Below are 14,494 nucleotides of genomic sequence, written 5' to 3'. Positions count from 1 at the left end.
CGTCGTTGACGGTCGTGTTCACTCGGCCTCCGCCTCGGAAACTCCAAGCTCGGAGAGGAAAGACTTGGCCCAGTGGCCCACGTCGTGGGTACGCAGGTGACGTTGCATTGTCCGCATCCGGCGGCGTGCCTCGGTTTTCTCCACGTGCACTGCCCGGAGCAGGGCGTCCTTGACCGCGTCCGGGTCGTGCGGGTTGCACAAAAAGGCCTGGCGCAGCTCCGTTGCGGCGCCGGCGAATTCACTGAGCACGAGCGCGCCACCCTGGTCGGCGCGGGACGCGACGTACTCCTTGGCTACCAGATTCATTCCGTCTCGCAGCGGTGTCACCATCATCACATCGGCGGCAACGTACATCGCGGCGAGTTCACTGCGACTGTACGACTGATGCAGGTAATGCACCGCCGGCACGCCGACCCGGCCGAATTCGCCATTAATCCGACCAACCTCGCGCTCCACCTTGACCCGTAGTGCCTGGTAGTGCTCTACGCGCTCTCGGCTGGGCGTGGCCACCTGCACCATAACCGCGTCGGGGACTGTCAACTTTCCGTCAGCAAGGAGCTCGCGGAAGGCCTTGAGTCGCAACTCGATGCCCTTGGTGTAATCCAGCCGGTCCACGCCGAGGATTATCGTCTTCGGGTCGCCCAACTCGGCACGGATCTGCTTCGCCCGGGCCTGGATCGCCGGGTCGGCGGCCATCCGCTCCATCTCCTGGGTGTCGATCGAGATGGGGAAGGCTCCCGCCTTCACCTGCCGACCGTCGACCTGGATCATCTGCCCCTCGTAGCGCAGCCCGAGCAGGTGCCGGGCCAGCCGGACGAAGTTCTGCGCGGCCAGCCGCTGCTGGAAACCGACCAGGTCGGCGCCGAGCAGACCGCGCAGGATCTCGGTGCGGAACGGCATCTGCATGAACAGCTCGATCGGCGGGAACGGGATGTGCAGGAAGAACCCGATCCGCAGGTCCGGGCGTAGCTCACGGAGCATCGCCGGGACCAGCTGCAACTGGTAGTCCTGCACCCAGACCGTGGCACCCTCGGCCGCGACGTCCGCCGCGGCCTCCGCGAACCGCGCGTTGACCAGGCGGTACGCCTCACGCCACCGGCGCTTGTAGGCCGGCGTCTCGACCGCGTCGTGGTAGAGCGGCCAGATCGTCGCGTTGGACTGGCCCTCGTAGTAGCGCTCCAGCTCCTCGGCGCTGAGCGGGACCGGATGCAGCCGGATCCCCTCCAGGTCGAACGGCTCGGGAGCCGGGCCGGTGCCACCAGCCCAGCCGACCCAGGTGCCCTGGTGTTCGGCGAGCACGGGATGCAGCGCGGTGACCAGCCCACCGGGGCTACGTCGCCACTGCCGCCCGTCGGGTGTGCTCACCTCGTCGACCGGCAGACGGTTCGCCACTACGACAAAGGAGCTTCGGACGGTCACGATCGGCCACCTCCGGGTACTGACGGGTCCACCGCGATGAGCGTACTGAGCGTAGCTGCGGCGTCTTGTGCCTAGTGCCGGAGTCTCCTACCCGCCTCGGTCTGACCGAACCCTAGTGGTGATCTTGTCGACAGCCGCGCTGGTCAGAGGTCGATGATGGGCCATTCCTTGGGCAGTACCTCCCCGAGCAGCTCCCGCCGATCCGTCATGATCGGCGTCACTGCCCGAGCCGCCTCCATCGCGGCCTGGGCCAGATCCATGCCGCCCAGGGTCCGCGACCAGCCGCCGAGGATGGCGCACATGTCGTGCTCCACCGGAGTGACCACGACCTGCCCCAGGTCGCCGACGATGTCGAGCAGTGGCCAGCCGTCGCTGGTCACCTGGCGGTACGCGGCTGCCAGGCATAGCGCCGGGATGATCACGCGCTGCCCCTTGTCCGCGACTTTTGCGATCTGCTCCCCGACCGCCTCCGTGCCTTCCGAGTAGGCGAGGAGACATCCGGTGTCGAGGACGAGGCCGGCATCAGTCACGAATGACCATCCGTCCGCGAGACGCCTCGGCCAGCAGGGCGGCCGCCTTGGAGCGCAGTTCAGGGGTGATCTTCGCGTGTGCCTCGTCGAGCTTCCTGCCCGCCTCGGCGAGGCCTTCGTCGGTCAGTCGGAAGCCCACCTGTCGAAGCGCCCGTCGTGTGCGCTCGCTGGCCATCCGCTGACGAACGGAGTCGGTGATGAAGGCGGAGACGTTGGCTTCCTCGGCCAGTCGCTCGGCCACGTCATCCGGAACGCTGATGGCGATCTTCTTGGTCATACCCGAAACGCTAGTTGGTGATACCGGGCCGGGCAAGGAGATGCGCCCTCGTACTCCTGGGGCGGGGTGATGTGGGCGAACCGCGTCGTACCTGTCAGGATTGACGATGGCGTGCGCGCGGCCGGTCACCGGCCGGCGGCGGCGGGCGGTCTTCGCAGCCCGCGCCCGCGCCGCCGATCAGCGACAGCAACCGACGGAGGTAGCCCGCACCGTGGCCCAGTACATCTACGTCCTGGAAAAGGCCCGCAAGGCGCACGGCGACAAGGTCGTGCTCGACAACGTGACGTTGAGCTTCCTGCCGGGAGCCAAGATCGGTGTGCTCGGTCCGAACGGCGCCGGTAAGTCCAGCCTCCTCAAGATCATGGCAGGGCTGGACAAGCCGAGCAACGGCGAGGCCCGGCTGATGCCCGGCTACACCGTCGGCATGCTCGCCCAGGAGCCCCCGCTCAACGAGGCCAAGACCGTGCTCGGCAACGTCGAGGAGGCGGTCGCCGAGACCAAGGCCAAGCTGGAGCGCTTCAACAAGATCGCCGAGCAGATGGCGACCGACTACTCCGACGAGCTGATGGAGGAGATGGGCAAGCTCCAGGAGGAGCTGGACCACCTCGACGCCTGGGACGTCGACTCCAAGCTCGAACTGGCCATGGACGCGCTGCGCTGCCCGCCGCCGGACGCCGACGTGACCCAGCTCTCCGGTGGTGAGCGCCGCCGCGTCGCGCTCTGCAAGCTGCTGCTGGAAGCGCCCGACCTGCTGCTGCTCGACGAGCCCACCAACCACCTGGACGCGGAGAGCGTCTCCTGGCTGGAGCAGCACCTCGCCAAGTACGCCGGCACCGTCATGGCGATCACCCACGACCGGTACTTCCTCGACAACGTGGCCGGCTGGATCCTGGAGCTGGACCGCGGTCGGGCCATCGGCTACGAGGGCAACTACTCCACCTACCTGGAGAAGAAGGCCGCCCGCCTGGCCGTCGAGGGTCGCCGCGACGCCAAGATGAAGAAGCGCCTCACCGAGGAACTGGAGTGGGTCCGCTCCAACGCCAAGGCCCGCCAGACCAAGTCCAAGGCCCGCCTGGACCGGTACGACGAGATGGCCAACGAGGCGGAGAAGACCCGCAAGCTCGACTTCGAGGAGATCCAGATCCCGCCGGGCCCGCGTCTGGGCAGCACGGTGATCGAGGCGGTCAACCTCAGCAAGGGCTTCGGCGACCGGCTGCTGATCGACAACCTGTCGTTCTCGCTGCCGCGCAACGGCATCGTCGGCATCATCGGCCCCAACGGCGTCGGCAAGACCACCCTGTTCAAGACCATCGTCGGGCTGGAGGAGCCGACCGGCGGCCAGGTCCGGGTCGGCCCCACCGTCTCGCTGTCGTACGTCGACCAGAACCGCGAAGGCCTCAACGGCGACAAGACCGTCTGGGAGGTCGTCTCCGACGGGCTGGACTACCTGATGGTGGGCAAGGTCGAGATGCCGTCGCGGGCGTACATCGCCGCGTTCGGCTTCAAGGGACCGGATCAGCAGAAGCCGACGAAGGTGCTCTCCGGAGGTGAGCGCAACCGGCTCAACCTGGCGCTGACCCTCAAGATCGGCGGCAACGTCATCCTGCTCGACGAGCCGACGAACGACCTGGACGTGGAGACGCTGTCCAGCCTGGAGAACGCGCTGCTGGAGTTCCCCGGCTGCGCCGTGGTCATCTCGCACGACCGGATGTTCCTGGACCGCGTCGCCACGCACATCCTGGCCTGGGAGGGCGACGACCAGGACCCGTCCCGGTGGTTCTGGTTCGAGGGCAACTTCGAGGCGTACGAGAAGAACAAGATCGACCGCCTCGGCGCGGAGGCTGCCCGGCCGCACCGGGTGACCTACCGCAAGCTGACCCGCGACTGACCGGGCCGAGAAGGTGTCTGACCGGTTCGTCTACCACTGCACACTGCGCTGGTCCGACCTGGACGCGTACGGCCACGTCAACAACTCGCGCTTCCTCACCCTGTACGAGGAGGCGCGGGTGGCGTTGATGTTCGCCGGCGGCCGGGCCTGGGGGGTCGGCTCGTTCGCCGACGGGGTGGTGATCCGTCGGCACGAGGTCGACTACCTGCGCCCGGTCGACTACGCGCTGGGCCGGGCCACCGCGGAGGCGGCGCCCACCGTTCGGATCGAGCTGTGGGTGGAGGAGATCCGGGCCTCCCGGTTCACTGTCGCGTACGAGCTGTACGACGGCGAGGTGCTGGCCAGCCGCGCCCGTTCGGTGCTGGTGCCGTTCGACCTGACCCGCCAGGTGCCCCGACGGATCACCCCTGAGGAGCGGGATTTCCTGCTCACGTACGCCCCACAGGGCGGCGTGGCATGACCCGGCCGGGTACGGCCGAGCCGGGACGGACGACCGCGTCGACCCCGACGCACGCTGTCGCCGGGGTGGCGGACGCGGGCGCCTTCCTGGCCCGGCTGGTCCGGCTGGATCCGGTCGCACCGGTCCGGCTGCGGCCGGCCGGTGGGCCCGGCCGGGTCGCCCTCTGGGCGCGGCTGCCGTGGCAGGTCCTCGTGGTCCGCACGGTGGCCGGTGGGCCGGCCGAGGACGTCACGGTGGCCGCCGCCGAGCTGCTGGCCGAGCTGGAGCGCGGCGGTGCGGCTCTGCCGACCCGCCGGGACGCTCAGTGGCGGTGGCCGCTGCCGCCGGTGCGCAGCCGGCAGGTGGAGGCGCTGCCGGTCGCGGAGCTGCGACGGATCGCGCAGGCGGCGGCGGGCACCCTGCGGACGGCGAGCGAGCAGGGGGTGGCCGGTCGCGCGGTGGGTCAGCGAGCGCTGCGCGATGCGTTGCTCGACCACGTGGCCGTGCTGGTCACTCCGGACGGGCCGCCCGCCGAGCCGGTCGAGGTGCCGCAGCGGCTGGTGCAGGCGGTGGTCCGGATGGGCTTCCTCGGCGCCGCTGACGGCCCGGTCGCCGGCCACGGCGGTCCCGACGTTCAGGTGCGCGTGGCAGGTCGTTGGGTTGGCCTGGTGGGACCATACGGAGCGGCATGGTCGCAGAAGGCCACGGATCTTGCCGTGACACCCCTGAGCACTCGTCCGAACGGCTGACCCCTGCTCATTCTTCTGGGCTGGGGCGGTCGTTGGGGGGGTGCTTCAGCTCGGCTGTCCGGGTACCGTCCATCCTCGGATCCAACGCACCGTAGGCGGCTGGATCCGCTGGGGAGTGAGGTGCGCGAGCGATGCCGTGGTGGTCATGGCGCCCCGGTCCCGCCGACGGCGGCGATCCGGAAACCCGAAGCGGGATCACAGTGGAGAGCGCGGTCCGGGTCGGGCCGCCAAGCCCCCGCCAGCCGGGGGACGACTGCCCGGCCAACGAGCGGCCGGTGCTGTCCGAGATGCCCGCCAACGTCGAGCCGGTGAGTCTGCGCCGGGTCTGTGACGCACTCGACCTGCTCGACGTGCGCTACCTGGCCGATGGCGACGGCAACCTGCTGGCCATGTGGGAACGGCACGCGGTGCTGGTCACCCTCGAAGGGCCGGAGGACGAGATCCTGGTCATGCGGGCACGCCCACACGCCACCGTCCCGCCGGACTGGGCCGACCGGGCATACCGGGTGGTCAACGAGTGGAACCACACCCGCCGGTTCTGCAAGGCGTACATCGGCGACCCGACCGAGCGCGGGCAGCTACCGATCTACGCCGAGCTTCAGGTGCCGCTCGGCGCCGGCACCCACGACGCGCTTCTGGTCGAGATGCTCGACTGCGGCGCGGCGGTGGCCACCAGCTTCGTGGACTGGCTGCACGACGAGGGCGCGCTGCTCTGACGCAACCTCGGCCCGGCGGTCAGCCGCCGTTGGCCGGGTCCTCCTCGGCGTTGACCATGAAGTACGCGGCCCGCTCCAGGTAGTCCCACAGGGTGGCGGCGATCTCCGGCTCGAGCTCGAGCCGGTCCACGGCGCGGCGCATGTTCCGCAGCCAGGCGTCCCGCTCGGCGGCGCCGATCCGGAAGGGCGCGTGCCGCATCCGCAGCCGCGGATGACCCCGCTGGGCGGAGTACGTGTTGGGGCCGCCCCAGTACTGCATGAGGAACAGGGTCATCCGATCCGCGGCCGGCCCAAGGTCTTCCTCCGGGTACATGGGCCGCAGCAGGGGATCGATGGCGACGCCGGCGTAGAACTCGTCGACCAGCTTGCGGAAGGTGGGCTCGCCGCCGACCGCTTCGAAGAGGGTCATCGACGCACCAGGACGGTCGGATTCACCTGCGGGGTTCACCGTTCCATCCTGCCAGGTGCGCTCCGTGCCGGCCCGACCCGTGCGGGGTGCGTCGGATCACGCCGGGGGTCAGGTGACCGCGTGACGGCGGTGCCCGTCGCCGGAGCGCGGCTCGGGAGTGCCCGCCGCCGGGTCGTCCTTGACGGGGCTAACCGGTTCCTGCGGCGGCTCGGCGTTGGCCGCGGTGGCCGCGGCGATCGCGTCGTCCATGGTCTGCCGGTCCGGCCAGCGCAGCACAGCCACCCCCATGAGCACCACTCCGGCCGCGCTCCACAACCCGACCACCACCGGGATGGGGAACCGCTCGGAGAGCAGCCCGGTGGCCAGCACCGCGAGACCCTGGATGACCTGGACACCGGTGGCCATCACGCCGAAGGCGCGGGCGCGGAAGCCGTTGGGCAGTGCCTGGACGAACAACCCGTTGGCCATCGGCAGCATGCCGGCGACCGCGAACCCGCAGAGGGCGGCCAGCAACGCCACCACCAGCGGGGACGGGTCGAACAGCGCCGGCACCAGCACCAGTGGGGCGAGCACCGCGAGTGGCCGCATCAGCTTCATCCGGCGGGCCGGCCCGAACAGCCGGCTCACCAGCAACCCGCCCAGGATGAAGCCGACGGGGTTGGCCACCATGATCACCGCCTGCGCCGCGCCCCTGCTCAGGTTGCCCTTGGCGCCCTCGTTGGCCCAGGCGGCGGCGAGCCCCTCCGGGACGATCGAGAAGAGCATGGCGCTGAAGACCAGCACCGCGATCGCCCGCAACACCGGTGTGCGGAACACGATGGCGAACCCCTCGCGCGTCTCCCGCAGCAGGTGGCTGCGGTGCGCCGGGTTCATGGACGCCGGGCGGTTGCGTACGCCGAGGCGGACCAGCAGCGCGGACAGGCCGAACGTCGCCGCGTTGAACAGCAACGCGACCACCGGGTCGATCGAGGCGACCGCTGCGCCGAACACGTACCCGACGACCTGGGCGGCCTGCCCGATGCTGCTGTTCAGCGACAGCCCGAGCACCAGCCGGTCCCCGGTGAGCATCTGCGGCATCAGCGCGGACTTCGCCGCCTGGCTGGGTGGGTTGGCCAGTGTGGCAGCGAAGATCAGCACCAGCACCGCCTGGTACGGCAGGTTCGGGATGGCGATGAGCAGCATCAGCAGCATGCGGATGACGTCACACGCCACCATGACCTTTCGGTACGGGTACCGCTCTGCCAGTGCGGCGAGCACGGGACCACCGAGCAGCCAGGGCAGGAAGCTGACCGCGAAGGCTGCCGCGGAGAGCGCGACGGACCGGGTCTGCTGGTAGACGAGCAGGGTGACTGCCGCCTTCGCGACGTAGTCACCGACCCAGGAGAGAGCACCAGCCACGAACACGGCCCGAAACTCGTGCTGGGCGAACACTTCGCGAAAGGTGGCGGGGCCTTCCGCGGAAGATCGCTCGTCGGGCACCGTCGCCTCCATCGGCTCCGGTTCAGCCGCTCGTGGCAGCCAGGCCGGAAGCCCTCGTCAGATCTGCGGATCAGCGAGTATGTGATCACGCTCCGGCGGGAACGCGTGTTCCGGATTCTGCCCGATCGTCTGACAACTAGCTAGGGCGAACGGATCGATCGTCGCTTCCCCGACTGAACGAACGGACGATACCTGAGGGGCCGGGCGGCTGGCGACCCTGCATTGGCGGACAATTTCGCCTGGGTCAGGTGGCGCCGCCCTGACCGGTCTCGCTGTCGGGCAGCGGCCGGGTCGGCAGTCCGGGATACATACGAGCAGCGGCGATCTGCGCGGTGATCCCCGAGTTCTCGAGCGCCTCGGCGAGCCGCCGACGCAGCTCCCGACCCACCGCGAACTGCCCGTCCGCGGTGGTCTTCACCACCGTCCGGATGACCGCGCCGTCCACCGTCACCTGCTCGACGCCCAGCACCTCCGGCGCCTCGACGATCTCCGGCGACAGCTCCGGGTCCACCGCGATCGAGGCGGCCGCGGTCCGCAGGACGGCGGTGGCCTCCTCGGTGCTGTTGAAACCGATCGGCAGGTCCACCACCACGAGGGCCCAACCCTGGCTCTTGTTGCCCACCCGGATGATCTCGCCGTTGCGGATGTACCAGAGCACCCCGCGACCGTCGCGCACTGTGGTGACCCGCAGCCCGACCGACTCGACCACGCCCATCGCCTCGCCCAGGTCGACGTTGTCGCCCACGCCGTACTGATCCTCGATGAGCATGAACAGGCCGGCGATCAGGTCCTTGACCAGGCTCTGCGCGCCGAAGCCCAGTGCCACGCCGACGATCCCGGCGCTGGCCAGCAGCGGGGCCAGGTCGAAGCTGAACTCGCGCAGGATCATCAGCAGCGCGATCCCGAAGACGAACGCCGTGGTGAGGCTGCGCAGCACCGAGCCGATCGCCTCGGCCCGCTGCCGCCGTCGCTCCGGTACGAACTCGGCCGGGTCGACCGCAGCGGTGGGCACCCGCTCGCGCAGCGGCCGCAGCATGGTCGGCACCGCGCCGTCGGTGGTGGTCCGCACCAGCCGGTTGATCGTCCGGTGCAGCGCCCAGCGGGCCACCATCGCCACGACCAGGATCAGCAGCACCCGCAGCGGCTTGAGCAGGATCCAGTAACTGCCCTCGGCGAACCAGGCCGATTTGGTGATGTCGTAGATCCACTCGCAGGAGGTGCTGCCCTGGCAGCTCACCGAACCGGCGGTGGACAGGGCAAGGGGCGTCACGCTGGCGGCACTCACCCTGTCTTCGTACCGCAAGGGACCCGACGGTCCGCCGCCGACCCACCGGCGGGTGAACTGCCGCAGAGGGCGCGACCGGAACGGGGCGAACCGGCCATCGTGACAGGTGCGAGAGAGAGCTTCATGTCCGACCCCGGATTAGTGCGTGCAATCCGGGGTCCGATCAGGGACTATTGGCGCAACGGACGTCGGTGATCGGCCCGGCGTCGACCGGGTGGGCCGGCGTGCCCGACCCCGGTCGGCGGCGGTTCGCAGCAGCCGCTGAACCGGGAGGGTGAGCGCGATGCCTGACATACGACCCGCGGTGGGCTCCGGCGCGTTGGTCCTCAACGCCACCTACGAGCCGCTGTGTGTCGTGTCGGTGCGCCGCGCCGCGATCCTCGTCCTCTCCGCCAAGGCGGTCTGCGTCGCCGACGGTGACGGCATCCTGCACAGCGCCCGGGATGCGCTCCCGGTGCCGTCCGTGGTCCGGTTGACGCGCTTCGTCCGGGTGCCCTACCGGACTCACGTCGGGCTGTCCCGGCGGGCGATCTTCGCCCGGGACGGGTGGCGGTGCGCCTACTGCCGGGGTCCGGCCGAGACCATCGACCACGTCTTTCCGCGCAGCCGCGGTGGCCGGCACGCCTGGGAGAACGTGGTCGCCGCCTGCGCCCGGTGCAACCACACCAAGGGCGACAAGACCCCGGCGGAGATGGGGTGGCGGTTGCACGCGCTGCCGGCCGCGCCGAAGGGCACTGCCTGGCGGGTGCTCGGGCACCGCGCCCCGGACCCTCGCTGGGCCGACTGGCTGGACCTGCGCGAGCCCGAAGCAGCCGCCTGACTCCGCGCGGAGCGGTCCTCCTCCGGCTCAGTCCTGCTGGTCGGCTACCCGGCGCGCTGCGCGCTCGTGGCGGTTCGCTGCCCGCCCGTATGCCATCGCCAGTAGCCGGTCGATCTCGGGCAGCATCTGTGGACCAGGCATCACGATGCTGCCGAAGCCGTACAGCGCGTAGCCCGGGTGCGGTGCGAGGGTGTCCAGCCGGGCGAAGTCGAACGCGTCCCGGTGGTCCTCGAATGCCTTGGGCGGGAAGCCGAAGAGTCGCTCGAACTCGGCCCGGCCCAGGTCCAGGTTGAGGCGGAAGACACCAGGGCGGTCAAGCTGTGCGGCCTCGTCGAAGCCGGGCACGTCGTGCTCGACGATGGTGGCGAACGGCTGGCGGCGGTCCGGGCCGAGGTAGAAGAACCGGTCACCCCAGGCCACCTCGGGTGACCCGTTCTCCTCGCTCGCCACGACCTGTTCGACGCCGGGCAGCGAGAGAATCCGGTCGGCGAGCGTGGCCGCATCGACGCCGGTCGGGATGTGCAGCACCGCATCGGCATGTTCGATGGTGGCCTGGTCCAGCGGAAAGTACCGGTAGTCGTGCGCCCGTTGCTCGGCTGGTCCGATGTCGGACGCGCGGACGTACCCGGGAAGGTCGTCCTCCTGCTGGAGTCTGCCTTCGTAGGTCGACCTGGCGGGTGCCTCGATGCCGAGCGCGGGGCTCGCGCCCAGGCTGCCGACGACCACCGCGTACCGGTCTCCCAGCAGTGACGCGACGATCGCGCCGGCACCGGCCCACGACACATCCGTGCCGTCCATCGTCATCGTGCTGAGATGGCGCTGGAGGTGCGTGTTGTGCGCGAAGGCCAGCGTGGGTCCGCGGTGGGCTTCGGCCGCCCGGATCGCGAGCAGGTTCTCGGCCATCAGCGCGTCCCGGACCCCGGCCAGGCGGACGAAGCGTTCCCCCTGGGCCAGTGGTGCGGCGGCCGCGGCGTGGTAACGCAGCAACGCGACCGCCGACGTGGCGTGTACGAGCGCCGCCGGCCAGCCCTCGGGTCGCCGGGGTGCCTGCAGGTACAGCTCGGTCAGCAGGTCGTCGGCGATCACCCGCAGTCGCTGAGCGTCGGTCGAGCGACCGACCGACCGGCCCGGCTCCCAGATCGCGGCTGTGTCACTCCACCGCGTCTCATCCCCGATCAGGTCGTCGATCTCGGCGGAGCGGTCCAGGCCGAGGAAGTGACAAACCTTGTTGAGGTGGCGCCGCGGACTCGGGGCGCTCTCAAGCTCCACCGGGGCGTCGAAGCCGTGGAACGTCAGGCGCTCGGCGACCGGCCGTCCGGCGTTCCACTCGCGCATCCGCAGCAGCAGGTCGCGGTTGGCCGGGGCCGCGCCGAACCCGTGGCTGAACCCCTCGGTGAGCGCACGGTCGAGCGTCACGACGCCGCCCTGCACGAACTCGTCGGCGATCAGCCCTGCGACCCGGTCGCTCTCCAGCGCGATCGACCGGTAGCCGTGCTCGGCCAGCGTCATGAAGGCCTCGTTGCGGACCTGGAGGAAGGCGGACTCACCATGCGTCGGCTCGCCGATCGCGAGCAGGGCCGGTGATCCGGCAAGCAGGTCGAGAAGGGTCGTCATTGCATCAACCGTATCGTTGAACCAGCGGTTGAAACTTACGAGTGTTGGAGCGCGGTGGCAGCCACGAAACCCTCAAACCCAGGTGTACGCCGACCGGTGGATCTCGCGCGTCGGCACGGCCTGTCCGCGCAGGCCGTGCGCAACTACGAACGCGACGGCGTCCTGCCTCCGGCCGAGCGCACCCCGAACGGCTACCGCCGGTTCACCGAGGTGCACGCCAAGGCGTTGAGCGCCTACCTCGCGCTGATCGCGGGCCACGGTTACGCGGCCAGCGGCGACATCATGCGCGCCGTCAGCCGGGGCGAGATCGACACGGCCCTGCGTACGATCGACCAGAGTCACACAGTGTTGCAGCGCGATCGGGAGACGCTGGACGTGGTCGAGGCGGCGGTCGTGACGCTCACCGGAACCAGGCCGTCACCGCAGAGCCGGGAAGCCGTGCCGATCAGCGTGCTGGCACACCGGCTCGGGCTGCGACCCGCGACGCTGCGCAAGTGGGAGGTGGCCGGGATTCTGCGGCCAGGGCGCGATCCCGCGACCCAGCACCGCGTCTACTCACCGGACGACGTGCGCGACGCCGAACTGGCCCACCTGCTGCGTCGGGGCGGTTACCGGCTCGACCACATCGCCGGCGTGCTGCGTCGGGTGCGCGACGCGGGCGGCGCCGAACCGCTCGCCGCGTCGCTGCGCCAGTGGCGGCAACGGCTCACCGAGCGCAGCCGGGCCATGCTCACCGGGGCCGCGCGGCTCGCCGAGTACATCGACGTCGACACCGGGCATCAACCATCACGCGCCTTGACCAACGAGGCGAACACCACCACGTTGTCCGAATAGCCCCTCTCGCCGCCGACCCACTGGCCGCCGCAGGTGATCAGTCGCAGGCTCGGACGGCTGAAGTCGCCGTACACCTCGTCCACCGGCAGCCGATCCTTGTCGAACCGCTCCACCGAATCCACCTCGAAGATCGCCACGCTCCGGTCGGTGCGGGTGACCTCGATCTGGTCCCCGGAGCGCAGTTCGCGAAGCTTGTGGAAGACCGCCGGCCCGCTGGTGGTGTCGACGTGCCCGACGATCACGGCCGGGCCGTACTGACCGGGGGTGGGCCCCTGGTCGTACCAGCCGGCCTCCTGGGCGCGGGCCGCGTCCGGCACGGCGATGGTGCCGTCCGGGGCGATGCCCACGTCGTGCACCGGCGCCTCGACGTCGATCGTGTCAATGGCGAGGTTGGTCGGACGGCTGGACGACAGCACCGGGAACTTCTTCGGTGGCGGTCGGAAGCCGGCGCTGAGCTGATCCGGCAACAGGCTCATGCCGGTCACCTGCTCGACGCCGAGCATCGCCACGATCAGCACCATCAGCGCGGCGACGGCCAGGACCGGCAACCCTGGTCCCGTACCGATCCGGTGTCCGGCCAACGGCGACCCGGCCGGACGCCTCGGTGGCAGCGGCTGGGTGGTCGGATCCGTGGTGGCGATGCTGGCCGACCCGGCCTGACCGGCGACGCGGCGCAGCCGGCGGGAGGCGCGGGCCACCAGCCGGCCGGAGGCGCGCAGCGCCGGCCCGGCCCGGAGGCGGGCGCGGCGGTCCGGCCGCGCACGCGCGGATCTGCGGGTCATGGGTCGTCCGGCTCAGGAGCCGGCTCCGGTCCGACGTCGGCCGCCCGCCATGCCGAGCGCGATCGCAGTCGCCACCAGCGCCACGCCGCCGAGCACCAGCAGTGAGCCGGTGCCGCGACCGCCGGCCGTCCCGCCGCCCCCGGTCGCCGGTCCCTTGCTGGGCGACGCCATGTTCAGCACTGTCAGGTTCGTCGTGGCCGTCTGGCCGTTCTGGCAGCGAAGGTCGACCGCGTAGTCGCCGGCCTGCTTGTTGCCCGGAATGGTGACCTGCCCCTTGAGGAAGCCGTTGTCCGGTCTGAGCACCACGTGATCGAAGGCCTCCGAGTGCACGTTGGCCTGCCGGTTGTTGTCGTTGTCGCAACTCGCCCGGATCGTGACCCGGCTACCGGCCTGGGCGCTGTTCGGCGTCACCTCGACGAAGGTGTTCTCGCCGGCACGGGCCGGCGCGACAGACATCAGGACGAACGCCCCGACCAGCCCGACCAGTGTCAGTGCGGACGAGAGCGCGCGGTTGATCGTGCGGATTCCCTGCATGATTTCCCCCCAACCGGCGACGACCGCCGGAACCCTCCCCTGGGCACGCGGGCTGCTTTCCCGCTGGCGCGGGAGCAAACCCGCAGGCGGTGAGGGTGAGGTGGGGTCAGCGCTGACGCGGGGCGACCCCGGTCGGGGGGATCGGCGTGATCGGCTGCCAGCCCAGCGGGGACGACAGGACCATCGTGCTCGACGGCTGGCCGTACGGGGCGAGTCGGTCGATGACCCCCTCGAACGCGCCGATCGAGCTGGCGGCCACCTTCAGCACGCTGCACGCGTCCCCGGTGATCCGGTGGATCTCCAGGATCTCCGGCCAGCCCGCCACCGCCGGATCGTGCAGGATGCAGCGCGCGCCGTAGCAGGACATCCGGATCAGCGCGATCACGGTGCGGCCGGCTCGGCTCAGGTCGACATGGGCGTGGTAGCCGGTGATGATCCCGGACTCTTCCAACCGGCGAACCCGCTCGGCGACCGCAGGTGGCGACAGGTGCACCCGCCGGGACAACTCGCTGAAGGACAGCCGCGCGTCGGCCTGCAACTCGCGCAGCAGCGCCCAGTCCATGTCGTCCACGCTCAGACCTTACTTTCGTGAACCGACTTCGCCTAGTTGCCTTTGGTTCGCCAGGAGAAGGGGGCGAGAGCCGTTGATCTGGCATTCCGCAGGCCGATCCGACCGAGGGATCATGACGTCGGCGAGTCCGGGGGAGGGAGACGAGATG

General features: G+C 70.3%; 16 protein-coding genes. 6 read left to right on the top strand and 10 right to left on the bottom strand.

Going from position 1 to position 14,494, the window contains the following annotated elements; translation table 11 throughout:
• Positions 1 to 18: 18 nt before the first annotated feature.
• The 3 genes from HNR22_RS13200 to HNR22_RS13190 form a co-directional block, all read right to left on the bottom strand.
• Entirely contained in the window at positions 19 to 1,419 is a 1,401-nt protein-coding gene (locus tag HNR22_RS13200; protein WP_179780621.1) for a trehalose-6-phosphate synthase, read from the bottom strand.
• Positions 1,420 to 1,562: 143 nt separating this feature from the next.
• A complete protein-coding gene (locus HNR22_RS13195; RefSeq protein WP_179780620.1) occupies positions 1,563 to 1,949 on the bottom strand; it encodes a hypothetical protein in 387 nt (128 codons plus the stop codon).
• Positions 1,942 to 2,226: a hypothetical protein gene (locus tag HNR22_RS13190; RefSeq protein ID WP_179780619.1), complete on the bottom strand. Its 285-nt coding sequence runs from the start codon at positions 2,224 to 2,226 to the stop codon at positions 1,942 to 1,944. The genes HNR22_RS13195 and HNR22_RS13190 overlap by 8 nt, the downstream gene beginning before the upstream one ends.
• A 211-nt stretch (positions 2,227 to 2,437) precedes the next feature.
• Here HNR22_RS13190 and ettA point away from each other — a divergent pair, with 211 nt between their 5' ends.
• From ettA to HNR22_RS13170, 4 genes are all read left to right on the top strand, one after another.
• Positions 2,438 to 4,114: an energy-dependent translational throttle protein EttA gene (gene ettA, locus HNR22_RS13185; RefSeq protein WP_179783536.1), complete on the top strand. Its 1,677-nt coding sequence runs from the start codon at positions 2,438 to 2,440 to the stop codon at positions 4,112 to 4,114.
• 13 nt (positions 4,115 to 4,127) lie between these two features.
• The gene (locus HNR22_RS13180) at positions 4,128 to 4,574 is read left to right on the top strand and encodes an acyl-CoA thioesterase (protein ID WP_141910847.1); all 447 of its coding nucleotides are present in this window, start codon (positions 4,128 to 4,130) and stop codon (positions 4,572 to 4,574) included.
• Positions 4,571 to 5,302 (top strand): DUF8185 domain-containing protein, encoded by a 732-nt coding sequence (locus tag HNR22_RS13175; RefSeq protein ID WP_179780618.1) that lies wholly within the window; start codon positions 4,571 to 4,573, stop codon positions 5,300 to 5,302. The genes HNR22_RS13180 and HNR22_RS13175 overlap by 4 nt, the downstream gene beginning before the upstream one ends.
• A gap of 131 nt (positions 5,303 to 5,433) precedes the next feature.
• Complete coding sequence (locus HNR22_RS13170; protein WP_088949785.1) at positions 5,434 to 6,018, top strand: type III secretion system chaperone family protein; 585 nt, start codon at positions 5,434 to 5,436, stop codon at positions 6,016 to 6,018.
• Between the two features lie 19 nt (positions 6,019 to 6,037).
• On the opposite strand, the gene HNR22_RS13165 is transcribed toward HNR22_RS13170, so the two are convergent.
• The 3 genes from HNR22_RS13165 to HNR22_RS13155 all read right to left on the bottom strand — a co-directional run bounded on the left by HNR22_RS13165 (position 6,038) and on the right by HNR22_RS13155 (position 9,143).
• The gene (locus HNR22_RS13165; RefSeq protein WP_343059808.1) at positions 6,038 to 6,466 is read right to left on the bottom strand and encodes a globin; all 429 of its coding nucleotides are present in this window, start codon (positions 6,464 to 6,466) and stop codon (positions 6,038 to 6,040) included.
• Between the two features lie 69 nt (positions 6,467 to 6,535).
• Positions 6,536 to 7,918, bottom strand: a complete 1,383-nt coding sequence (locus HNR22_RS13160) for an MFS transporter (protein ID WP_179780616.1) — start codon at positions 7,916 to 7,918, stop codon at positions 6,536 to 6,538.
• Positions 7,919 to 8,150: 232 nt separating this feature from the next.
• Positions 8,151 to 9,143: a mechanosensitive ion channel family protein gene (locus HNR22_RS13155; protein ID WP_425488101.1), complete on the bottom strand. Its 993-nt coding sequence runs from the start codon at positions 9,141 to 9,143 to the stop codon at positions 8,151 to 8,153.
• 331 nt (positions 9,144 to 9,474) lie between these two features.
• Here HNR22_RS13155 and HNR22_RS13150 point away from each other — a divergent pair, with 331 nt between their 5' ends.
• Positions 9,475 to 10,011 carry an HNH endonuclease gene (locus tag HNR22_RS13150; protein WP_179780615.1) on the top strand — a complete coding sequence of 179 codons (537 nt, stop codon included), beginning with the start codon at positions 9,475 to 9,477 and terminating at the stop codon, positions 10,009 to 10,011.
• A 27-nt stretch (positions 10,012 to 10,038) separates the two neighbouring features.
• Here the strand turns inward: HNR22_RS13150 and HNR22_RS13145 are convergent, their stop codons facing one another.
• Complete coding sequence (locus HNR22_RS13145) at positions 10,039 to 11,625, bottom strand: DUF6194 family protein (protein WP_179780614.1); 1,587 nt, start codon at positions 11,623 to 11,625, stop codon at positions 10,039 to 10,041.
• A gap of 96 nt (positions 11,626 to 11,721) precedes the next feature.
• Here HNR22_RS13145 and HNR22_RS13140 point away from each other — a divergent pair, with 96 nt between their 5' ends.
• Positions 11,722 to 12,459, top strand: coding sequence for a TioE family transcriptional regulator (locus HNR22_RS13140; RefSeq protein ID WP_343059807.1), 738 nt, complete (start codon positions 11,722 to 11,724; stop codon positions 12,457 to 12,459).
• Here the strand turns inward: HNR22_RS13140 and HNR22_RS13135 are convergent.
• The 3 genes from HNR22_RS13135 to HNR22_RS13125 all read right to left on the bottom strand — a co-directional run bounded on the left by HNR22_RS13135 (position 12,405) and on the right by HNR22_RS13125 (position 14,346).
• Positions 12,405 to 13,178 (bottom strand): class F sortase, encoded by a 774-nt coding sequence (locus tag HNR22_RS13135; protein ID WP_246382108.1) that lies wholly within the window; start codon positions 13,176 to 13,178, stop codon positions 12,405 to 12,407. The two genes, HNR22_RS13140 and HNR22_RS13135, sit on opposite strands and share 55 nt — an antisense overlap.
• A gap of 75 nt (positions 13,179 to 13,253) precedes the next feature.
• A complete protein-coding gene (locus tag HNR22_RS13130) occupies positions 13,254 to 13,775 on the bottom strand; it encodes a hypothetical protein (protein ID WP_179780611.1) in 522 nt (173 codons plus the stop codon).
• A gap of 106 nt (positions 13,776 to 13,881) precedes the next feature.
• Positions 13,882 to 14,346 carry an AsnC family transcriptional regulator gene (locus tag HNR22_RS13125; protein ID WP_179780610.1) on the bottom strand — a complete coding sequence of 155 codons (465 nt, stop codon included), beginning with the start codon at positions 14,344 to 14,346 and terminating at the stop codon, positions 13,882 to 13,884.
• Between the last annotated feature and the right edge of the window lie 148 nt (positions 14,347 to 14,494).

Source organism: Micromonospora jinlongensis, assembly GCF_013410645.1.
In the GTDB taxonomy this organism is placed as follows: Bacteria; Actinomycetota; Actinomycetes; order Mycobacteriales; family Micromonosporaceae; genus Micromonospora; species Micromonospora zamorensis.
This window is presented reverse-complemented; position numbering and strand designations above follow the sequence as displayed.